19 protein-coding genes are annotated in these 21,111 nt (G+C 59.9%); 18 read left to right on the top strand and 1 reads right to left on the bottom strand.

Annotated features, from left to right (window positions below):
- Window position 1: 1 nt before the first annotated feature.
- The 13 genes from cobT to ACESLM_RS14370 all read left to right on the top strand — a co-directional run bounded on the left by cobT (window position 2) and on the right by ACESLM_RS14370 (window position 13,081).
- Complete coding sequence (gene cobT / locus ACESLM_RS14310) at window positions 2-1,066, top strand: nicotinate-nucleotide--dimethylbenzimidazole phosphoribosyltransferase (RefSeq protein ID WP_372632248.1); 1,065 nt, start codon at window positions 2-4, stop codon at window positions 1,064-1,066.
- Entirely contained in the window at window positions 1,063-2,676 is a 1,614-nt protein-coding gene (locus ACESLM_RS14315; protein WP_372632249.1) for a cobyric acid synthase, read from the top strand. Before cobT ends, ACESLM_RS14315 begins: the two co-directional genes overlap by 4 nt.
- Window positions 2,673-3,794, top strand: coding sequence for a threonine-phosphate decarboxylase CobD (gene cobD, locus ACESLM_RS14320; protein WP_372632250.1), 1,122 nt, complete (start codon window positions 2,673-2,675; stop codon window positions 3,792-3,794). The genes ACESLM_RS14315 and cobD overlap by 4 nt, the downstream gene beginning before the upstream one ends.
- Window positions 3,791-4,339 carry a bifunctional adenosylcobinamide kinase/adenosylcobinamide-phosphate guanylyltransferase gene (locus tag ACESLM_RS14325; protein WP_372632251.1) on the top strand — a complete coding sequence of 183 codons (549 nt, stop codon included), beginning with the start codon at window positions 3,791-3,793 and terminating at the stop codon, window positions 4,337-4,339. Before cobD ends, ACESLM_RS14325 begins: the two co-directional genes overlap by 4 nt.
- Window positions 4,336-5,091: an adenosylcobinamide-GDP ribazoletransferase gene (gene cobS / locus ACESLM_RS14330; RefSeq protein ID WP_372632252.1), complete on the top strand. Its 756-nt coding sequence runs from the start codon at window positions 4,336-4,338 to the stop codon at window positions 5,089-5,091. Before ACESLM_RS14325 ends, cobS begins: the two co-directional genes overlap by 4 nt.
- A 4-nt stretch (window positions 5,092-5,095) precedes the next feature.
- Window positions 5,096-5,809: an adenosylcobinamide amidohydrolase gene (locus tag ACESLM_RS14335; protein WP_372632253.1), complete on the top strand. Its 714-nt coding sequence runs from the start codon at window positions 5,096-5,098 to the stop codon at window positions 5,807-5,809.
- A 2-nt stretch (window positions 5,810-5,811) separates the two neighbouring features.
- A complete protein-coding gene (gene cbiB / locus ACESLM_RS14340) occupies window positions 5,812-6,822 on the top strand; it encodes an adenosylcobinamide-phosphate synthase CbiB (RefSeq protein WP_372632254.1) in 1,011 nt (336 codons plus the stop codon).
- Window positions 6,823-6,875: 53 nt separating this feature from the next.
- A complete protein-coding gene (locus tag ACESLM_RS14345) occupies window positions 6,876-7,547 on the top strand; it encodes an SOS response-associated peptidase (protein ID WP_372632255.1) in 672 nt (223 codons plus the stop codon).
- A gap of 90 nt (window positions 7,548-7,637) precedes the next feature.
- On the top strand, window positions 7,638-8,252 hold the full coding sequence (gene wrbA / locus ACESLM_RS14350) for an NAD(P)H:quinone oxidoreductase (RefSeq protein ID WP_372632280.1): 615 nt from the start codon (window positions 7,638-7,640) through the stop codon (window positions 8,250-8,252).
- Between the two features lie 262 nt (window positions 8,253-8,514).
- Window positions 8,515-10,143 (top strand): spore germination protein, encoded by a 1,629-nt coding sequence (locus ACESLM_RS14355; protein WP_483862600.1) that lies wholly within the window; start codon window positions 8,515-8,517, stop codon window positions 10,141-10,143.
- Between the two features lie 17 nt (window positions 10,144-10,160).
- Entirely contained in the window at window positions 10,161-11,252 is a 1,092-nt protein-coding gene (locus ACESLM_RS14360) for a GerAB/ArcD/ProY family transporter (RefSeq protein ID WP_372632256.1), read from the top strand.
- Window positions 11,249-12,412, top strand: coding sequence for a Ger(x)C family spore germination protein (locus tag ACESLM_RS14365; protein WP_372632257.1), 1,164 nt, complete (start codon window positions 11,249-11,251; stop codon window positions 12,410-12,412). Before ACESLM_RS14360 ends, ACESLM_RS14365 begins: the two co-directional genes overlap by 4 nt.
- 84 nt (window positions 12,413-12,496) lie before the next feature.
- Window positions 12,497-13,081, top strand: coding sequence for a thymidine kinase (locus ACESLM_RS14370; RefSeq protein ID WP_372632258.1), 585 nt, complete (start codon window positions 12,497-12,499; stop codon window positions 13,079-13,081).
- A gap of 105 nt (window positions 13,082-13,186) precedes the next feature.
- Here ACESLM_RS14370 and ACESLM_RS14375 read toward each other — a convergent pair whose 3' ends face one another.
- Window positions 13,187-14,287, bottom strand: a complete 1,101-nt coding sequence (locus ACESLM_RS14375; protein ID WP_372632259.1) for an ATP-binding protein — start codon at window positions 14,285-14,287, stop codon at window positions 13,187-13,189.
- A 244-nt stretch (window positions 14,288-14,531) separates the two neighbouring features.
- Between ACESLM_RS14375 and ACESLM_RS14380 the strand changes: the two genes are divergently transcribed.
- The 5 genes from ACESLM_RS14380 to ACESLM_RS14400 all read left to right on the top strand — a co-directional run bounded on the left by ACESLM_RS14380 (window position 14,532) and on the right by ACESLM_RS14400 (window position 21,083).
- On the top strand, window positions 14,532-15,473 hold the full coding sequence (locus ACESLM_RS14380) for an ABC transporter permease (protein WP_372632260.1): 942 nt from the start codon (window positions 14,532-14,534) through the stop codon (window positions 15,471-15,473).
- An 8-nt stretch (window positions 15,474-15,481) separates the two neighbouring features.
- On the top strand, window positions 15,482-16,363 hold the full coding sequence (locus ACESLM_RS14385) for a carbohydrate ABC transporter permease (RefSeq protein WP_372632261.1): 882 nt from the start codon (window positions 15,482-15,484) through the stop codon (window positions 16,361-16,363).
- A gap of 125 nt (window positions 16,364-16,488) precedes the next feature.
- Complete coding sequence (locus tag ACESLM_RS14390; protein ID WP_372632262.1) at window positions 16,489-18,093, top strand: extracellular solute-binding protein; 1,605 nt, start codon at window positions 16,489-16,491, stop codon at window positions 18,091-18,093.
- Between the two features lie 114 nt (window positions 18,094-18,207).
- Complete coding sequence (locus ACESLM_RS14395) at window positions 18,208-19,236, top strand: response regulator (RefSeq protein WP_372632263.1); 1,029 nt, start codon at window positions 18,208-18,210, stop codon at window positions 19,234-19,236.
- The gene (locus ACESLM_RS14400; RefSeq protein WP_372632264.1) at window positions 19,233-21,083 is read left to right on the top strand and encodes a cache domain-containing sensor histidine kinase; all 1,851 of its coding nucleotides are present in this window, start codon (window positions 19,233-19,235) and stop codon (window positions 21,081-21,083) included. Before ACESLM_RS14395 ends, ACESLM_RS14400 begins: the two co-directional genes overlap by 4 nt.
- Window positions 21,084-21,111 lie beyond the last annotated feature (28 nt).

Here is a 21,111-nt window from a genome sequence, read left to right on the forward strand (position 1 = left end):
GATGACGACGAACATACCGAACGAAATCCAGGCGATCGCGGAACGCATCCGCCCGCTCGACGACGAAGCGATCCGGGCGGCGCAGGCGCGGCTGGACAGCCTGACCAAGCCTCCGGGCAGTCTGGGCAAGCTGGAGGCGGCGGCGCGGCAGGCGGCCGGCGTCACGGGAGAGACGATGCCGGATCTGTCGCGCAAGGCGGTGATCGTGATGGCGGGCGACCACGGCGTATGCGAGGAGGGCGTCAGCGCGTTCCCGGCGGAGGTGACGCCGCAGATGGTGCTGAATTTCCTGAGCGGAGGCGCGGCGGTTAACGTTCTCGCACGCCATGCCGGAGCGGACGTCGTCTGCGTGGACATCGGCGTTAACGCCGATCTGTCGCATCCCCGGCTCGTCTCGCGCAAAATTCGTCCGGGTACGGCGAACATCGCCCGCGGTCCGGCGATGACCCGGGACGAGGCGGTCGCGGCGATCCAGGTCGGATACGACGTCGTCGCGGAGTTGGCCGAAGCCGGCACGCGCGTGTTCGCGACCGGGGAGATGGGCATCGGCAATACGACGCCGAGCGCGGCCATCCTGATCGCGCTCGGCGGGTTGACGGCGGAGCAAGCGGTCGGCCGCGGCACTGGCCTCGACGACGACAGGCTGCTGCATAAACGGCGCGTCGTCGAGCGGGCGCTGGAGGTGAATGCCGCCGATCCGAACGATCCGCTGGACGTGCTCGCCAAGCTGGGCGGCCTCGAGATCGCCGGCCTCGTCGGCGTCATTCTCGGCGCGTCGGCCCACCGTTCGCTCGTCGTGATCGACGGCTTCATCTCGTCGGCCGCCGCCTTGATCGCCAGCCGTCTCGTACCGGCCTGCGCGCCTTATATGCTGGCCTCGCACCTCTCGCTGGAGCAGGGTCACAAGATCATGCTGGAGACGATCGGGCTGTCACCGATGATCCATATGGACATGAGGCTGGGCGAAGGCACCGGCGCGGTGCTCGCCTTTCATTTCCTCGACGCTGCTGCCCGCATTACGCGCGAGATGGCGACGTTCGAGAGCGCGGGAGTGTCGCAAGGATGACGCCGGAGAAGAACGCTGCGGCGGGAAGCAAGGGTAAGCGGGACAAAGCCGTTTCCCGGGTGCTGATGGTGCAGGGCACGGCGTCGGACGTGGGCAAGAGCGTGCTCGCCGCCGCCCTGTGCCGAATATTCGCGCAGGACGGATGGACGGTAGCGCCGTTCAAGTCGCAGAACATGAGCCTGAACAGCTACGTAACGCCGGACGGCAAGGAGATCGGCCGGGCGCAGGGCATGCAGGCCGACGCCTGCGGCATCGCGGCCGCGACGGACATGAACCCGATTCTGCTCAAGCCTTCGTCCGACCGGACGTCGCAGGTCGTCGTCCACGGCAAGCCTTATAAGACGATGGATGCGTTCAGCTATCGCAGCGAGTATTTGACCGAAGCGGGACAGATTGTCCGCACGGCGCTGGAGCGGCTGCGCGCGAAATACGAGATCGTCGTCCTGGAGGGAGCGGGCAGCCCGGCGGAAATCAACCTGAAGGACCGGGATATCGTCAACATGCGGATGGCCGCCTGGGCGGACGCTCCGGTTCTGCTCGCGGCGGACATCGACCGGGGCGGCGTCTTCGCGTCCATCGTCGGCACGCTGGAGCTGCTGGAGCCCGAAGAGCGGGACAGAATCAAAGGTTTCGTCATCAACAAATTCAGAGGCGACGTCGAGCTGCTCAAGCCGGGTCTCGAGTGGCTGGAGCGGCGCACCGGCAAGCCGGTCGTCGGCGTTATCCCGTACCTTCCCGATCTGCGTCTGGAAGCCGAGGACTCGCTCTCTTTCCGCCCGCCCGCTGGAGACGCCCAAGCGCGTCCAGATCGGCTGGACATCGTCGTCATTCGCCTGCCGCGCTGGTCGAACTTTACCGATATCGATCCGCTGCTCGCCGAGACGGACGTCTCCGTCCGCTTCGCGGCGAACAGGGAGGATTTCGGATTCCCGGACGCGGTCATCTTGCCGGGGAGCAAGAACACCGCGGAAGATTTGCTGTTCCTGCGGGAGACGGGGCTGGACCGTCTCATTCTCGATCATCGCTCCCGCCAAGGCTGGCTGACGGGCATCTGCGGAGGCTATCAGATGCTTGGAGAGCGGCTGAACGATCCCGAAGGCATCGAATCGGCCCATGCTTCGCTGCCGGGACTAGCGGTATTTCCGATGGAAACGACGTTCGGGCCGGACAAGAAAACCGTGCGCGTCACGGGGCAAGCGCAGGGCTGGAGCGAAGACGCGGACGCTGCCGCTCGGCAGACGGCCCATTACGACATCGAAGGTTACGAGATTCATATGGGCCGGACTTTCTTCACGGAGCCGGTCACCCATCCGCTGCTGCTGGCTTCCGCCGAAAGCCGGGCTGCGTCTCCTTATTCGGAAGGAGCCCGCTCGCAAGACGGCAGGGCATGGGGGACGTACGTGCACGGCATTTTGCATAACGACGGCTTCAGGCGCGATTGGCTGAACGCGATTCGCCGGTCGAAGGGCTGGCCGCCGATCGCCGGCGAGCTGAACTACAACCGGCTGCGGGAAGCCGAGTTCGACCGGCTGGCCGATCACGTTCGGCGGCATCTGGACATTCGCAAGCTGTACGAGATGATGAATGAAGGCATGGAGGGTTCTCGATGAAGACGACCGAAGGCGTATTGGAGCCGTATGGACATGGGGGAGACTTGTGGACCGCCTCGGCCAGGTTTGGAGTCGGGGCCGGAGAATGGATCGACTACAGCGCCAACATCAATCCGCTCGGCCCGCCGCCGCAAGTGCTGGAAGCGCTGGAGAACGGGCTTGCTGCGATCGTCAACTATCCCGACCCCGGTCACCGGGAGCTGAAGAGGCGGCTGTCCGCCAAGCTCGGCGTCGCCGAGGACGAGCTGCTGATCGGCAACGGAGCCGCCGAGTGCATCGCGCTGGCGCTGTCCGGGCTGGACGTTCGTTCGGTCGGAGTCGTCGCTCCGTGCTTCTCGGAATACGCCCAGCTTGCCGAAGCATACGGAGCGGAGGTGCGAACGGTCGTCGGCCGAGAAGAGAACGGATACCGCGCCGAGCCGTCCGAGCTGGACGCTCTGCTGGAGCAGGTGGATTTGCTGTTCCTCGGGCATCCGAACAACCCGACGGGACTGACGTATTCCTTGGAGTGGCTGCGGGAGATCGCCGATCTGGCTGCCGAGCGTTCGGCATACGTCGTCGTGGATGAAGCGTTCATCGACTTCATCGCCCCGGAGCGGCGGGCGACGCTGCTGCCCGAGCTGCGGAGTCATCCGCACGTGCTGCTGATGCATTCGATGACGAAGTTTTACGCCATTCCCGGTCTTCGGCTCGGCTATGCGATCGCCGCTCCCGAGCTGATCCGCAAGATGGCGCGCAAGCAGGTGACGTGGAGCGTCAACGGGCTGGCGCTGCTGGCCGGACAAGCTTGCCTGGAGCCGGAAACCGCGGCATACGAGCGGAGGACGAGAGAACTGATCGCCTCTGAGCGGGCATATTTGCGATCGGAGATAGCCTCCCGGCTCGCCTGGCGGACGTGGCCCGGTGAAGCGAACTTCCTGCTGATCGAGCTGTCCGCCCTCTGGACGGCGGAACGGCTGCAGGAAGCGCTTGGGCCGAGAGGCGTGCTCGTGAGAAGCTGCGCCAAGTACGATGGACTGACCGAGCGGCATATCCGCATCGCGGTGCGCGGCCGCGCGGACAACGAGCGGCTGCTCGCGGCACTGGAGCAAGCGGACGGGGAGGAGACGCTTAGATGAACCTCGTCATGGTCAGCGGAGGCGTTCGCTCCGGCAAGAGCGCTTATGCCGAACGGCTCGTTCGGGAGCGCTCCGCCGCCGCGCCCTCCAACGTTCTGTACGTCGCCACCGGCCTCCGCTACGACGGAGAGATGGACGAACGCATCGACAAGCACCGGGCCCGGCGGCCGGCCGAATGGGATACGCTGGAATCCGCGCCCGAGCTGTCCGCGGCGGCCTATGAAGGCTACGACATCGTGCTCGTCGACACGCTGTCCGCATGGATCGCCAACCGGCTGATGGAAGTGCCCGAAGAGAAGACCAGGGACCCATCGACGACGGATCGCATTCTGTTCCTGATCGACGAATACATCGACGCGCTGGCCGCGTCCCGGCTGCGCGAAGCGATTGTCGTCACCGACGAGGTCGGCTGGGGAGGCGTGGCGATGTCGCCGCTGGGACGCTGGTTCCAGGACGTCGTCGGAGAAGCGAACCAACGGCTCGCTTCCCGCGCGGACGAGGCGTTCGTCGTCGTAAGCGGGCTGCCGTGGAGGTTGAAAGGATGAACGCATTTTGGCAGGCGGTCGGATTTCTGACGCGATTCCCCGTTCCGAAGCGGGCGCAGACGCTCGAAGGCTGGAACGGCAGTCCGAAGTATTACCCGCTCGTCGGCTTGCTGCTCGGCCTGGCCGTCTGGCTCGCCGGCAGCTTGTTCGCCTGGCTGTTCGGGCACGCTTCGCTGCCGCTCGTCGCGGTTTTTATCGTCGCCTTCTGGATTTACGCGACCGGCGCGCTGCACCTGGACGGCTGGATGGATCTCGCCGACGGGCTGGGCAGCCAGCGCGGGCGCGAGCGGGCGCTGGAAATCATGAAGGACAGCCGCGTCGGCGCGATGGGCGTCGTGGCGGCGATCGTGCTGATCCTGCTCAAGGTCGCCGCCGTGCAGCAGTTGGCCGCGGCGGGAGGGCTGGCCTCGCTCGCGGCCGTTCCGGCGATGGCGAGGGCGGCGCTGCTCGCGGCGATCCGCTTTTTTCCTTACATTCAACAGAACGGGCTTGGCAGCGGCTTGCGCGGCGGCGTCACGCCCGCCGTCCTGCTCGTCAACGGGCTGCTCGCGCTCGCGGCGTCCTTCGGAATCGCGGGCTGGCAGGGCGTGATCGCCTTCGCGGCTGTGCTGCTGGCGGGCTGGCTGTTCGGACTATACCTCGTACGCAGGCTGGGCGGGTTCACGGGAGACGTCTACGGCGCGCTGATCGAAGGCGCGGAGACGCTCGCGCTGCTGGTCCTGCTGGTTTTAATGGACGGGAGGCTCTTATGATACTATGACACAACCTTTTCGCGGAGGCGCCGACTCGTATTCGTCGCCCTTGTGGCCGGAACTGCGGATCGGCTTTAGGCAGGATCATCTATCGGTGGAATGCGGACGCGTCTATCAAACGCTGAGCAACGCTCCCTATCGGGGAGGACCCGGCCGAGGCGAGCGGTTCGTCAATTGGAAGGTGCCGCTGAGTTACGACTGCACCGATCCGTCGGCGATGATGCGAGAGGCGCTGCTCGGCTGGGGTTACGATCCCGAATCGGCGGTTGGCCTGCAGACTGCGGCGCATCTGACGCACGCGTCCTTCTTCGAGGAAGCCGGGGACGAATGCCGGCTGCTCGTCTGCGCGTCCGCCGGAACGGGCAACGCGGCAAGGGCGGGCATGGCGCGCGAGACTTTCTCCGCTTACGAGCCGGGGACGGTGAACCTTATCGTCATGGTCGACGGGCAGATGACAGAGAGCGCGATGGTCAACGCGGTCATCAGCGCGACCGAAGCGAAGAGCGCCGCCTTCGCCGATCTGGACATCCGCGACCACAGCCACGGCTGCCCGGCGACGGGAACGTCGACCGATGCGGCGCTCGTCGCCGTCAGCCAGTCGGACCGCTACCGGCACGTTCATCGCTACGCGGGAGCGGCGACGACGATCGGCAATGCGATCGGCCGGCTCGTCTACGCCGCCGTGCACGAGGCGGTGCGCACGCAAGGAGAGCCGTAAACATGAGCATCGACATTGCAATCGTCGCAAGCGCGTTCCTCATCGATCTGGCGATCGGAGACCCGCGGGCGCTGCCGCATCCCGTCGTCGGCATGGGGCGTCTCATCTCCAAGCTGGAACGGCCGCTCCGCAGAGCCGCAGCCGGCCCGCTGCTGCGGCGGCTCGCCCGTCCGCTAGGCGGCGCTCCCGACGAAGACAAGGCGCTCAAGCTCGCCGGAATCGTCTACCCGGTCGTCCTCGTCGGAGGCTCCTTCCTGCTCGGCTGGACGATTCTATTCCTGCTCGAACTGCTCCATCCTTGGCTCGCTTACGGCGCGGCGGCCTGGATGATCTCGACGACGATCGCGGCGAAGGGACTGGGAGACGCCGGTGTGGACATTTACCGGTTGCTTAAGAAAGACAAGCTGCCGGAAGCCCGCAATGCGCTGTCGATGATCGTCGGAAGGGATACCGACAAGCTCGACGAGAGCGAGATTACGCGCGGCGCGGTAGAGACGGTGGCGGAAAATATCGTAGACGCGATTGTATCTCCGCTATTCTACGCGTTCATCGGCGGAGCGCCTCTCGCACTCGCCTACAGGGCCGCGAATACGCTCGATTCGATGGTCGGCTACAAGAACGAGAAATACAAGGACCTGGGCTGGGCGTCCGCCAGGTTCGACGATCTGGCCAACTGGATTCCGGCCCGGCTGTCGGCGCTCGCCATCGCGGTCGCCGCGGCTCTGCTGAGGCTGAGAGCCGGCCGGGTGCTCGGCACGGTCCGCCGTTACGCCCGTCTCCATCCGAGCCCGAACAGCGGCTTCCCGGAATCGGCCGTCGCCGGAGCGCTCGGCGTGCAGCTCGGCGGGTTGAACTATTACAAAGGAGTCGCGTCCGACCGCGCCAGAATGGGAGAGCCGCTGCGCCCGCTCGCAGCGGAGCATATCCGTCTGGCCGTCCGGATCATGTACGTCTCCTCGATTTTGTTCGCCGTCGCAGCCGCCGCACTGGCATTCGCTGTCGTTCGTACATAATGTTTCAGGCAAGAGCCCATACTGAGAACGAGTAAATTCTTGGAAATGGGCTGATGCATATGTGTAACCGGTACTCGTTAACGGCGGAGCTTACCGATCTGACGGAAAATTTTCGCATCGACAGAGTTCACGTGCCGTACCTGATGCGGTACAATATCGCGCCGACGCAGCAAATTCCGATCATCCAGCAGATCGGAGAGGAACGCTGTCTCAACCAGCAGCGCTGGGGCTTAATGCCTTACTGGGGCAAAAATTCGATCAACGCGAACGTCGACACCCTGTCCGACAGACGGTACTTGCGCAACATGCTGACGAAGAAACGGTGCGTCGTGCCGTGCAGCGGGTTCTACATCTGGAAGATCGAAGGGAAGACGAAGAGCGCGTGGCGCGTCGTGCACCGGACGAAGCCGACGTTCGCCATTCCCGCCATCTACGACGTCTGGCTCGACTCGGAGCGGAACGAGTATCCGATGTGCACGGTCGTCACCCGGGGCAACGCCTTCGGCACGAACCATCCGCTGCCGGTCGTGCTGGACGAGGAATCGATCGAGCTCTGGCTGAATCCGAAGGAGACGAGAACGGAAGCGCTTCAGGCGATGCTGCGTTCGCTCGAAGACGCCGATTTCAGAATCTATCCGGTCACTCCGTCCATCGAGAACATGGCTTGGGAGACGCCGGACTGCATCGCGGAAGTGCATCCTTCCATGGCGCTCACCAAAGTGTAAGCCGAATTCGGCCGGGGCGGATCTGCATAATCGACTGGACGCAGTGGCATTCTTAAGGGGAAGTTCGATTACCCTAAGGAGATGATTCCGCTGTCCGACGTCAAATTAGCCGTGATCTACTATAGCTCTACCGGAACGAACTATCAGCTGTCCCAGTGGGCCGAGGAAGGCGCGAAGCAGGCGGGCGCCGAGACGAAGCTGCTGAAGGTGCCCGAGCTCGCTCCGGAGGCGGCGATTAACGCGAATCCGGGCTGGAAAGCCCACGTGGAAGCGACCAAGGACGTTCCGACTGTCACGAACGCCGATCTGGAGTGGGCGGACGCCTACATTTTCTCCGTGCCGACCCGCTTCGGGAACATGGCTTCGCAGATGAAGCAGTTTTTCGATACGCTCGGCGGGCTGTGGTTCAACGGAAAGCTGGCCAACAAAGTCGTCAGCGCCATGTCGAGCGCGACCAACTATCATGGCGGCCAGGAAGCGACGATTCTGTCGCTGTACACGTCGATCTACCATTGGGGCGGCATCGTCGCAGCGCCGGGTTACACCGATCCCGTTATTTTTGCGGCGGGAGGCAACCCTTATGGCACGAGCGTCACCGTTGACCAGTCCGGCAAAATGTTGGAGGACGTGCGTCCGGCTGCGATCCATCAAGGCAAGCGCACCGCGACGGTGGCCGGTTGGGTGAAGAACGGCTTGCAAAGCTAGCGCTAGGACGTGTATGCAAACCCGCTCAGGGGCATCTTTCACAGGCTTTCGCCCCCTGCTTCGTCACTTTTGCTTGAATGGAACGAAAATTCGGCAAAATCTGCTATCCTCGGAGTATGCATACACGCCTTAGGACGATAGGCGATACCGGGTAAGGGACTCTCACGATCATCTGAGGATGGTTGCGGGGGAGCCCCTTGTTCGCGTTTCGGGATAAATTTGGAAAGACGGGGGGAACCTATTCCGAAGGGGTTGGAAACAAATGCTCAGATGGATAATCGCCCACATTCCGAGTGGGTATCTGTTCCTGCAAGCGGCGGCGGTAGGCTTGGTGCCGTACGGAGTGTCCCGAGTCACCGCCAAAGTGAACGCCATGGCCATGTTCAACCCGACGATGGGCGAATCCCGTTTCCCGGAAGACGAAGCCGGCGACCCGTTGACGGGGAAATTCGACGAGGATTTGGCCGTATTCGAGCAGTGGATTGAGAATTACGATGACGTCGGCATCCGGCATTTCGAGCTGGGCGGCGATTCGGGAATCCGTGCGGTCGTCATTTACGCGGAGGGCTTGTCGGATCGGAATGTCATCCACAGACAGATTTTGCAGGCGCTTATGGGCGGAGAATTCGACGTTCGATCCACCGGCACGCTGTCCGAGCAGGTGCTGCGGCAATTACCGGTGCTGAAGACGAAGGAGTGCGGCAATATCCGGCAAGCGATAGGGCAAGTGTTGGAAGGCTGGGCCGCCTTGATCGTCGACGGAGTGCCGGAAGCGATCATGCTCGGAGCTTTCAAGGGCGTGCCCAGGCAGATGGACGAGCCGGAATCGGAAGGATTGATTCGGGGAGCCAGAGTCGGATTTAACGAAAATTTGCACGACAACACGGCCATTTTGCGCCGCTTCGGCGAAAATCAAAGCTTGTTTATCCAGAAGATGAAGGTGGGCAGGCGCGCGAAGAGGAACATGGCGATTGTCTATATCGAAGATGTAGCCGATCCGAAGATCGTCGAAGAGGTCAAGAGCAGAATCCGCCGCATCGACCTCGACAGCGTGCCGGAATCCGGCTATATCGAACAGATGATCGAAGACAGCTCCTTGAGTCCATTCCCCCAAATCCAAAGCACGGAACGGCCGGACCGCGTGTTCGGCGCGCTGATGGAAGGGCGGGTCGCCATTTTGTTGGCCGGTACCCCGTTCGCGTTGATCGTACCCGCGACTCTCTCTATGTTTTTGCAGTCTCCGGAAGATTATTTCGAGCGCTGGCTGCCGGGAACGATGTTCCGACTGCTGCGTTTCTTTGCTCTGACGGTGTCGCTGCTCGCTCCTTCGCTGTACATTTCGTTCATCTCGTTCCATCCCGGGCTTATCCCGACGAAGCTGGCGATGTCGATTATCGGTTCGCGGGTGAACGTTCCGTTTACGGCGCTCGTAGAAGCCTTGATCCTGGAAGTGTCCATCGAGCTCTTGAGAGAGGCTGGGCTTCGGCTGCCGAAGCCCATCGGCCCGGCAATGGGCATCGTGGGCGGCCTCGTCATCGGGGAAGCGGCCGTGCAGGCGGGCATCGTCAGTCCGATTCTCGTTATCGTCATCGCTGTTACCGCGATATCTTCGTTCGCCATTCCGCATTACAACATCGGCCTGAGCTTCCGGATGCTCCGCTTCGTTTCCATGTTCTGCGCGGGAGTGTTCGGACTGTTCGGCGTCATTTTGTTTTTTCTGGCGCTCTGCATTCACCTGGTGAATCTGAGAAGCTTCGGCGTCCTGTACGCAGGTCCGCTTGTCTCCTATCCATTCAAGGACTGGAAGGATTTCCTAATCCGGGCGCCGCTGGCGGCGATGAAGCGCCGTCCCAAAATACTAAAGCCGAAGCAGCCGATCCGCAAAGGTTGACAGGGAGGAACAGAGTCGTGAATACCGGTTCCAACAATCAGATTTCCACCCGGCAAGCGATTGTCATTCTGATCAACTACATCCTTGCGGCCGGCATCCTCACGCTGCCCCGTACGAGCGCGGAGAAGGTCGGCACCACCGACGTATGGCTTGCGGTGCTGATCGGAGGGGCAATCGCGATCGCGGCGGGGAGTGTGATGGCCAGGCTGAGCGATCGCTATCCGGGGCGGACTTTCTTTCAATATTCGACTGTCGTCGCCGGGAAATGGGTCGGGGGAATCGTCTCTCTCGCGATGATCGTCTACTTCATTTGGATATCGGCGTTCGAGGTCAGGACGATGGCGGAGGTGACCTCTTTCTTTTTGCTGGAGGGCACTCCCAACTGGGCGATCGTGATCGCTTTTATGTGGGTCGGCATTTATTTGGTCGTGGGCGGAATCGATCCGATCGCTCGTCTGTTCGAGATCGTTCTTCCGATCACGATTATCATTTTCGTGCTGGTCACGCTGCTCAGCATGCGGATTTTCGAGTTCCAACGGCTGCGACCAGTGCTCGGGCTCGGCTTCGTCCCCGTTCTGGAAGGGATCAAAACGACGACCCTCGCCTTCCTGGGACCGGAGATCTTACTGGTTATTACGGCCTTCATGAAGCGGCCGGGCGCCGCAATCAAAGTCGTCGTCGGCGGAGTGGCGATCGCGGCCGCCTTTTATCTGGCGACCGTCATTCTGGTGATCGGCGGCCTGTCCCTGGACGGTGCGCGGGCCAGTACGTGGCCGACCATCGATCTGATCCGCAGCTTCGAATTGCAGGGCCTGCTTCTGGAGAGGTTCGATTCTCTGCTGCTTACGATCTGGATTATGCAGATTTTCTCGACGTTTACGATAACGCTCTACGCAGCGGCCAAAGGAGCTTCAGATCTGTTCAAGCGCGGCTTCAAACCTTTCGTCTACTGTTTTCTGCCGATTATTTTTCTATGCGCCATGATGCCCAAAAATATTAACGAAACCTTCCAAATGGGAGATATTATCGGCAATGTCGCGCTGTATTTGTTCGGCGTCGTGCCGCTGCTGTTTCTCGGCCTGTCGTTCATGAGGAGGAGGAGAAGATGAAGCTGTGCCGGCGCTCCGCTTCGCTTGCGCTGGGGCTGGCTGCCGCGCTGATGCTGTCGGGATGCTGGAGCAGCAATGAGATCGACCGGCTGAGCGTGCTGACAGGGGTGGCGCTCGACCGGAACGAATCGGAGAACGCAGCTTCGGAAGGCCGTCTTGCCGTCACCATTCAGATTCTCACGGCGGGGGCGAGCGAGCCCAACTCCAGCCAGGGGAAATCGACCGCCAAGCCGTACGTCAATCTGATCGCGACCGGCAATTCCGTCTTCGAAGCGATTCGGGAAATGTCGCTCCGAACGGACAAGCCGCCAATCGGACATCATCTGAAGGCGATCGTTGTCTCCGCGGATCTGGCGAAGCGCAACAGCCTGGAACATTTACTGGACTTCTTCATGAGGGACAACGATATTCGGCCGGGTTCGCTCGTCTTCGTCAGCAGCGGCCAGGCCAACCGCGTCTTCGAGCTGAAGCGCGGAGAGGAGATTCCTTCCTTTCATATGGCGGGAATTACGGAAAACCGATATCGGACCTCGAAAATTTTGCCCCCGACCACTCTCGGCAAGATCAAAGGGGACGTCAAGGCGGACGCCAGCCTACTGCTGCCCAATATCATCGCCCAGGACGGAAAGCTCAGGCTCTCGGGTGCGGGCGTCATCCGGGGCAAGACCAAAAAGCTCGTCGGCCTGTTAAGCGAGGAAGAGGTGCTCGGAGTCGTCTGGGCGACCGGATCGGGCAAGGGGGGAGTACTGTCGACGATCGATCCTTCTACCAGGCGTCCCGTCGTATACGAGGTCGATTCGATGAACAGCGCGATCCGCTCGTTCGTTTCCGGAGATCGCGTTTCCTTCAGCGTCAGCATTCGTTCGATCGGAAGGATCATGGAGAACTGGTCAAAGCCTGACGAGTCCTCGGAGCAGCGGTTTCTGGATCGGCAGGCGCGGCTGTTCGAGCGTAAAATCTCCGATTTGGTCGAACGCACGATCGAGAAGCTTCAACGGGATTGCAAGGCGGATGTGCTCGGCTTTCGCGACAGGCTGAGAATCGAGCATCCGCGCGACTGGGAGCGTTTCAAATCGAATTGGGACGAGCGGTTCGCGCAGGCGGACATCAAGGTCGACGTCCGGATCCGGATTGAGGATTACGGCCTGGTCGTCGAATAGAACAGAGGGATTTGCCGCTACTGAATTGTCGCGATCTGTTGTATAATGTTTGCTATCTATCAACTTGGTTGCGGAGGTAGCGCATTGGCTCAGCTGTATTTCAAGTACGGGACGATGAACAGCGGCAAATCGTTCGAAATTATTAAAGTCGCGCACAATTACGAGGAACAAGGCAAGCCGGTATTGATTTTTACGCCCGTCATCGATACGCGCAACGGCGCGGACCAAGTCGGGACGAGGGCGGGCTTTACGCGCCCGGCCATTCCCGTCGACGAGAACACGAACCTGTACGACGCCGTCAGAGATCAGCTCGACGAATCGGGCCGCTACTATTGCGTGCTCGTCGACGAAGCCCAATGGCTGAAGAAGCGCCATATCCTCGAGCTTACCCGAATCGTCGACGAGCTTGACGTGCCGGTCATGGCGTTCGGGCTGAAGAACGATTTTCAGAACGAGCTGTTCGAGGGCAGCTATAATTTGCTCGTATACGCGGACAAGATCGAAGAGATCAAGACGATCTGCTGGTACTGCGACCGCAAGGCGACGATGGTCATCCGCTTCAAGGACGGAGTGCCGGTCAACGAGGGCAAGCAGATCCAGGTCGGCGGCAATGAAGACTACAAGCCGGTATGCCGGCGCTGCTATAACGAAGCTTTTAAGCGAAAATGAAGGAAGAGCCGTCGGCGAGGGGCAATTGGATGCTCCCTTGCAGGCGGCTCTTCGACATTTAGGGGGAATCCCCCTGACGGGGCGGCGGCCCAGGGCGCCGAAACCTTAAGCGTTCGAGCCGCAGCCCGCGGCATCGCCGGCCCGGGCGGACGGCGGTTGATTCTGCCCGAGGGGCAGACGAATTTTCACTCTCGTTCCTTCTCCCACTTGGCTTTCGATCTCTGTACGGCCCCCGTGGTTCTCGATGATCTTGAAGCTGATCATCATGCCCAGCCCGTTCCCGTTCTCCTTGGAGGTGAAGAAGGGCTGCCCGATCTTCTCCAACTGGTCGTCTGGAATTCCCGCCCCTTGGTCGCTGACGACAATTTGAACTTCGTCCCCGAACAGCTGCAGATCGATAAGCGTTTCTCCGCCATCCGGCATGGCGTCGATCGCGTTTTTGACGAGGTTGATAACGACTTGCTTGATCTGGTTCTCGTCGCAATCTATATATATCGACGGCAGAGCGCAGGTAAACCGAATGCGCACGTTGCTCATGATCGATTGGGATTCCATCAGCGTCACGACTTCCGCCAGCAGCTGGTTAAGATCCTTCGATTCCATCTTGGCTTCCTGAGGCTTGGCCAGCACGAGCAATTCGGTCAAAATCAGTTCGATGCGGTGGAACTCCGAGAACACGATATCGTAGTATTGCTCCTTCACGCCTTCGGACTTCATCAATTGCAGAAAGCCTTTTACGGCGGTAAGAGGATTTCGAATTTCGTGGGCGACGCCCGCGGCCATTTGTCCGACCAACGACAGCTTTTCCGAATTGTGCAGCAGCAGCTCGGTTTTCTTCCGGTCCGAGATGTCCTGGATTTGCGCGAGGATGTAAGGGGTGCCCGTCGGCTCGCTCATCACCTTGGAGGCATGAACCGCTACCCAGATCAGGTGCCCGTTTTTATGAACATAGCGTTTTTCGAGCTTGACGATGTTAATTGTACCTTCGATAAGACGGTTGAAGTTTTCCCAGCTTGTTCCGCGATCCTCATGAAAGGTAACGTCGGAAAAAGTACGCCCCAACAGCTCGGCCTCGGGGTACCCCAATATGTCGCATAGCGATCGATTGACGCGCAGCCACGTTCCGGAAGCGGATACGAGCGCCATTCCTATCGGGGCATGATTAAAGGCTGCGGAAAAAAACAAGGCATCATTGGATTTCAACAAGTTCTGGCCCCCCCCCATATGAATGCATGCTTCGACTTATCTAGTTCTATAGCCGTCGGACTATACCTTCCGGCTAGTAATTTTATTTCCGCGCACGATTAGGACCGGCCGAAGCGACCGAAACCCCTGAGCCCTAGAGCGAAGAGAGCGGGCGGAGCAGGGAGGTCTTTCGTTCGGACACCTAAAAAAAACACAAGCCGTATTAAAGCGATTCCATTGTTGGGAGACGCCCGCAGCGACTAGGATGAGAGTATGTACACCGCCATTGAACAACAAGGAGGGACGGCTCTTGCTCGGTTTCATGTGGAAGTACCGGACGCTGTATGTGATCTCGATCCCGGGCATCTTGTTTTTTCTCGTTTTTAAGTACGTGCCGCTGCTCGGCTCGGTCATCGCGTTCCAAAATTACAATCTGTTCGCCGGGTTCAAGGGGAGTCCGTGGGTCGGCCTGGAGCATTTCGAACGGATGTTCCGGCATCACGACTTCCTCCGCATTCTGAAGAACACGCTGCTGCTCGGCACCTACGACATTCTTTTCGCTTTCACCGCGCCGATCGTGCTAGCGCTGCTGCTCAACGAAGTCAGGCTTGCGATGTACAAAAAAATCGTCCAGACGATCATTTACGCGCCGCACTTCCTGTCGTGGGTCATCGTCAGCGGCATTTTCGTCGGCATGCTGTCTCCTTCGTCGGGCATCGTTAACGTCATTCTGGGCTGGTTCGGCGTCGAGCCGATTTATTTTCTCGGAGAAGATTCGTTCATTCGGACTATCCTCGTCGGCTCCGGCCTATGGCGGGACGTCGGCTGGGGAACGATCATTTATTTGGCCGCGCTGACCGGCATCAATCCCGAGCTGTACGAGGCGTCGCAGATCGACGGGGCGGGCCGCTGGAAGCAGACGCTGAGCATTACGATCCCCGCGCTGCTGCCCGTCATTACGGTGCTGTTCCTGCTCAAGATCGGCGATTTCATGGACTACGGCTTCGAGCGCGTGTTCGTGTTCCAAAATCCGCTGAACATCCAGAACAGCGAGATTCTGGACACGTACATCTACAAGGCCGGTCTGAAGCAGCTCCAATACAGCTATGCCACCGCGATCGGGCTGTTCAAATCGGTCGTCGGACTGTTCCTGCTGGCGATCGCCAATACGCTCAGCCGCAAAGCTACGGGCGAGTCACTTTATTGATAGGGGGGATGGCTTTGAGTGGACGCGAGCATTGGAGCAGGAAGCTGTTCCTCATCTGCAACTATTTGTTTCTGACGGGATTGTCCTTGTCGATGCTGCTGCCGTTTCTGAACGTCATCGCGCAGTCGTTCAGCGGAGCCGTCGCGATCGACCGCGGGGACGTGCTGTTCTGGCCGGTCGACTTCACGCTCAATTATTACCAGTACGTATTCGACGACGCGTCGATCTGGCGCGCGTTCGGAATTACCGTGTACATTACGGCCGCCGGTACGCTCATCAATTTGGCGGCGACGTCGTCGCTGGCTTACCCGCTGTCGCGCACCGAATACGTCGGTCGCAAGTACGTGCTGCTGTTCGTGCTGCTGACGATGATTTTCACCGCGCCGCTTATTCCCCAGTTCATCCTGATGAGGGAGCTGGATCTCGTCAATACGCTGTGGGCGCTCATGATTCCGACGGCGATCAGCGCCTTCAATTTGATCGTGCTGCGGTCGTTCTTCATGCAGATTCCGACGGAGCTGATCGACAGCGCCCGGATCGACGGCTGCGGGGAATTGCGCATTATGTGGAGCCTGATGCTCCCGCTCTCCAAGCCGGCCTTGGCGACGATCGGCATTTTCTACTCGGTGACGAACTGGAACAAGTACATGGACGCGTTGTATTATTTGAATGACCGCAAGCTGTATCCGCTGCAGGTGAAGCTGCGCGAGCTGCTGATCAACGACGATCTGGTCGACACGGGCAACTTGCCGTTCGACGTCTCGTCGCAATCGGTGCAAGGCGTGCAAATGGCCGTCATTCTCGTCGCGACGGTGCCGATCATTATGCTGTATCCGTTTCTCCAGAGGTACTTCATTAAGGGTATGCTGATCGGATCGATCAAATCGTGACGACATAAAAAAACGACAAACGGAGCCAAACGCATTCCATTGTAGCGACCCTCCGCCCTTCCTATACTGAGGTTGAGTTTGAAAGCGCTATAACGACACTAATCCATGAGGAAAAGAGGGAGTCCATGAAAAAGGTATGGGTACTCGCATTAATCGCGTCATTGGCTGCTACGAGCTTGGCGGCCTGCTCCAAGAAGGAGACGCCCGGAGCCAGCCCTTCGGCCAGCTCTTCGGCCGGCGCTTCGGCTTCCGCCGAGCAGCCGTCCGAATCGACCGCGGCCGGACCGACCGCTTTCTCGATCTCGATGCGGACGCTTAACGTCGCTTACGTCGAGCAGCACCCGGACATCAACAAGGACAAGTACGTGCTTGAGCTGGAGAAAATGACGAACACCGATCTGGACATCCGGCTGATTCCGCACAACGAGTATCAAGACAAAATGGTCCAGATGTTCGCGACGAACGACATTCCGGACGTCGTGCAGGGAAGCGGCGGCATCAGCGGCTCGGAGCTGGCCGGCTCGGTAGAAAGCGGGGTGTTCCTGCCGCTGAACGATTTGCTGAAGGAGCACGGGCAGAACCTGCTGAAGTTCATTCCGCAGGACGCCTGGGACCGGATGACCGATTCGAAGACGGGTAACGTCTACGGCATACCGGAAGTGCTCAGCAACCCGTCCAGAAGGGCGACGTGGATTCGCACGGATCTGCTGGAGAAGGCCGGCAAAGCGGTTCCGACGACGGTGGAGGAGACGCTGGACGTTCTGCGGGCGTTTAAGCAGCTGGGCGTCGAGCATCCGTTCGCCGGTCGCAAAAACTTCAAATACGCCGACACGTTCTTCGGTTCTTACGACGTCTTAGGGTATTCGAACCAGTTCAAAGAGTTTCCGGACGGCAAGGTGAAGCCGAGCTTCTTCGACGTCGAGGCGATGAAGAAAGCAATCCGGACGTATAAAACAATGTTCGACGAAGGGCTGATCAGCAAGGAGTTCGCGACGGTCGAATCCGCTGACTTCAAGAGCATCGTCACGAGCGGCAAAGCGGGCATGTGGTCGATGAACGCCAACGAGCTTCCGATCTGGGGCGCGCAGCTGACCGCCAGCGTTCCCGACGCCCAAGTCGCGCTCATTCCGTCCCCGGTCGGCGACGACGGCAAAGGCGGGTACGCGCATTACAATCCGGTCACGAGATCTTACCTGATCAACGCGAAGGCGAAGGACAAGGCGGCGGGCATCGTCCAGTTCTTCGATTGGATGGTCGGCGAGCAGGCGGAGCTGTTTTTCAGCTACGGACTCGAAGGCGAAGACTACCAGAACGAAGGCGGCACGATCAAATACGAGCAGCCGACGGATACGGAAGGCACGAACAAGCAGCGCTACTTAAACTACTGGCTCTGGATGGTTCAGGACACGACCTACAACAAGCGCGTCTCCGAGCTGTCGGAGTCGGGCAAGATGATGGTCGATGCATTCGACAACATGCTCTCCAGGGAAGGCCGCAGGGGCATCGAATTCGATCCGCGGCTGGACGCGCTCGTGAGATATCCGGATTTAAACCCGGTATCGGACCAGCTTCCGCCGCTCGTGCTCGAGCATGTGCTGAAGATGGTGTACGGCAAGGAGCCGATCGACTCGTTCGAGCAAGTGCTCGAAGAATATTTGTCCAAAGGCGGCAGCGAAGTGATCGAGGAAGCGACGGCCCGGTACGCCAACAAGGAAAACGCATTCAAATAACGGTCGCGCACGCTCTCCGCTTGTACTAGAATGATTGTATAACGGCAAGATGCCCTCCGCGCGGGGGCATCTTGCTCCCATTCCGGCTTGTCCCGAGCGCAAGGAGGACCATCCATGTACCGCATTCTAGTCGTCGACGACGAACCGATGATCCGCAGAGGATTGCAGAAGCTGATCGGAGAAGCCCATCCGGCGATCGTGTCTTCCGACACGGCCGACAACGGCGTCGAAGCATTGGAGAAAATCGCTGCTTGCCGTCCGGACCTGCTGTTCACCGATATCAAGATGCCGAAGATGGACGGACTCGAGCTGTGCCGCGTAGTCAGCGAGCGGTATCCCGACTTGCCGGTCGTCGTCGTCTCGGGCTACGGCGATTTCGAGTATGCCAGACAATGCGTCGCTTACGGCGTCAAGGAATACATGCTGAAGCCAGTCACCAAGACGGCCGCGGGCCGCACGGTAGCGAAGCTGATCGAAGGTCTGGAAACCCGGCGGAACGCCTATATTCCGCTGTCCGCGACGGAGGAGTGGCTGGACCGGCTGCAGGATGCCGTCTGGCATCTGCGGACGGACGACGTCGATCGGACCGTGGAGCAGGCGGAAGCGTTCTGCGCTTCCGCCATCATCGAGCCGTCCCGTCTGGAGGAACTGGCGCGGGAATTGGGAGACAAACTCGTCGACAGACTGAACGCGTTGGATGTGTATCCGTTCGAGCGGCTGCAATGGGAAGGCGGTTCGGGCTCTCCGTTCGCTTGGCTGGGAGAGTCGGCCCGCTCTATGCTGGAGCAGCTTCGCGTCAAGCGCAAGGGGAACCTGAAGGAGCCGGTCGAGGAGGCGAAAGCCTATATCGAGCTTCACTTGAACCGCGAGCTGTCGCTGGAGGAGGTGGCTGACAGGCTCGGCCTCAATCCTTCGTACTTCAGCCAGCTGTTCAAGCAGATGACGAAGGAAACGTTCGTGCAGTATCGGACGAAACGGAGGATGGAGCGGGCGAAGAAGCTGCTCTCGATGCCTCACCATAAAATTACGGACGTCTCCGCGGAGGTCGGCTTTGCCGATCATCCGCATTTCACGAAGACGTTCAAGAAAGTGTGCGGCGTAACGCCGTCCGAATACCGGGAGTCGCTGGGGATTCGGGGATGAGGCTGAATCTGTCGCGCAAGCTGCTTCTTTACTTTTTCACCGTGATTCTGTTCTCCCTGTCGATGGTCGGCATTTTCAGCTATCTGGAGTCTTCGGACGCGATCGACAAGCAGGTGGAGAAATATATGGCCGCCGTCATCAATAACGCCGGCATGCAGACCGATCTGCAGCTGGAGACGTTCGAGCGGGTCAGCAACTCGATTTTGTCGCAGGTGTCCGTCAAAAAGTTTCTTGACATGGACCCGGCCGACAGCTACGAGTATTACCGCTTCACGAACGTTATTCGGCAGGACGTCTTTCAGAAAATTTTCATCACTTACCCGACGCAAATTCATATGATGTACATTTTGGGCGATCACGGCCGGTCCATTTTCGATCAAAATCAAAGCTTCTCCTCGCTCTCGGTCGATCCGACGGCCAGATACGAGGAATTGAAGGCCAAGACGCCGGACAACGGCGAGATCGCCATTCTGGGAACGGGGCTGACGAACAGCGAACGGGTCATCACGATCGCGCGCAAGATCAGGGGCTATTCCTCCTACTCGGTCAAAGGCATTCTGGCGATCGAGATGAACGAACGGCAGCTGTCCAATCTATGGAACCAAGTCGATCTCGGAGACAACGGCTTCTTCTTCATTCTCGACGCGCAAGGGGCCGTCGTCTATGCGCCGGACGGCGCGATTCGCGAAGAACTGCTCGGCTCCGGCGTCGCGCAGCGGATCGAGGGCAGCAACGACTCCCGGTTTCCGTGGCGGCTGAACGGGAAGGACATGATGATCGTCACGAAGCGTTCGGACTATTCCGGCTGGAGTCTGGCGATTGCGATGCCGCTAGACGAGCTGCGGGCCCCGATCTCCGGCATCCGTTCCACGACCGTCACGGTCGGAGCGATTACGCTGGCGATCGCCCTCGTGCTCGCCCTGCAATTCGCCAGTTCGATCGTGCGTCCGATCCGGACGCTGAAGAACGGCATGCGCGAGACGGAGAAGGGCAACTGGAAAAGCGTGGAGATGAAGCCGCGCGACGACGAGATCGGCGGTCTCATTCACAGCTACAACCTGATGGTCAGCCGGCTGTCGGACATGATCGAACGAGTGTACGACACGGAGCTGACGAGTCAGAAAACGAAGCTGCAGCTTCAGGCGATCGAGCTGGAGCGGCACAAGGCGGAATTCCAGGCGCTGCAGCTGCAGATCAACCCGCATTTTCTATACAACACGCTGGAGACGATCAACTGCTACGCGATCGTGCAGGATTCGGACGAAATTTCGGAAATGGTCGAGGCGATGGCGTTCATGCTGCGCTATTCGATCCAGACGAATCTGGAGGAAGTGACGCTCGCCAACGAGCTGAACCACGTGCGCAACTATATGATCATTCAGAAGCACCGCATCGGACGCGATTTCGAGATTGAGGTGGCGACGCCGCCTTCGCTGCTGTTATCCCGAATGGTCAGGTTGACGCTGCAGCCGATCGTGGAAAATATTTTCCAACACGCATTCTCCGAAGGCATCGAGCCCGAGCATACCATTCGCATCGACACATACGCCGATGGGAACGAACTGCTTGTCCTCGTGGAGGACAACGGCGTCGGAATGTCGGAGGCGAGACTGGAGGAGCTGCGGCGCAGGCTGGGGAAAAACAGGCTCGCCGAGGAAGAGATAGCATCTCGTCCGGGGCGCAGAGGCGGAATCGGGCTCGTGAACGTGCACCGGCGCATTCAGATGGTATATGGCGACGAATACGGACTTCGCGTCGACAGCGCGCCGGGGAATGGAACGAGGATCGAGCTGAGAATGCCGCTGGAGGATCGGACGGGGCAGAAGGCTCGGACGGAGTCGGCTTAGCGATGCGGATATCACATACGGAGCAGGA

It is taken from the genome of Cohnella sp., from assembly GCF_041641335.1.
In the GTDB taxonomy this organism is placed as follows: domain Bacteria; phylum Bacillota; class Bacilli; order Paenibacillales; family Paenibacillaceae; genus Cohnella.

Bases quoted from the DNA above. Each gene is read 5' to 3' on its own strand.
- cbiB (WP_372632254.1), top strand. From the start codon at position 5,812: ATGAGCATCGACATTGCAATCGTCGCAAGCGCGTTCCTCATCGATCTG.
- ACESLM_RS14355 (WP_483862600.1), top strand. From the start codon at position 8,515: ATGCTCAGATGGATAATCGCCCACATTCCGAGTGGGTATCTGTTCCTG.
- cobT (WP_372632248.1), top strand. From the start codon at position 2: ATGACGACGAACATACCGAACGAAATCCAGGCGATCGCGGAACGCATC.
- ACESLM_RS14380 (WP_372632260.1), top strand. From the start codon at position 14,532: ATGAGAGTATGTACACCGCCATTGAACAACAAGGAGGGACGGCTCTTG.
- ACESLM_RS14345 (WP_372632255.1), top strand. From the start codon at position 6,876: ATGCATATGTGTAACCGGTACTCGTTAACGGCGGAGCTTACCGATCTG.
- cobD (WP_372632250.1), top strand. From the start codon at position 2,673: ATGAAGACGACCGAAGGCGTATTGGAGCCGTATGGACATGGGGGAGAC.
- ACESLM_RS14335 (WP_372632253.1), top strand. From the start codon at position 5,096: ATGACACAACCTTTTCGCGGAGGCGCCGACTCGTATTCGTCGCCCTTG.
- ACESLM_RS14385 (WP_372632261.1), top strand. From the start codon at position 15,482: ATGGCTTTGAGTGGACGCGAGCATTGGAGCAGGAAGCTGTTCCTCATC.
- ACESLM_RS14400 (WP_372632264.1), top strand. From the start codon at position 19,233: ATGAGGCTGAATCTGTCGCGCAAGCTGCTTCTTTACTTTTTCACCGTG.
- ACESLM_RS14325 (WP_372632251.1), top strand. From the start codon at position 3,791: ATGAACCTCGTCATGGTCAGCGGAGGCGTTCGCTCCGGCAAGAGCGCT.
- ACESLM_RS14315 (WP_372632249.1), top strand. From the start codon at position 1,063: ATGACGCCGGAGAAGAACGCTGCGGCGGGAAGCAAGGGTAAGCGGGAC.
- ACESLM_RS14390 (WP_372632262.1), top strand. From the start codon at position 16,489: ATGAAAAAGGTATGGGTACTCGCATTAATCGCGTCATTGGCTGCTACG.
- ACESLM_RS14365 (WP_372632257.1), top strand. From the start codon at position 11,249: ATGAAGCTGTGCCGGCGCTCCGCTTCGCTTGCGCTGGGGCTGGCTGCC.
- cobS (WP_372632252.1), top strand. From the start codon at position 4,336: ATGAACGCATTTTGGCAGGCGGTCGGATTTCTGACGCGATTCCCCGTT.
- ACESLM_RS14395 (WP_372632263.1), top strand. From the start codon at position 18,208: ATGTACCGCATTCTAGTCGTCGACGACGAACCGATGATCCGCAGAGGA.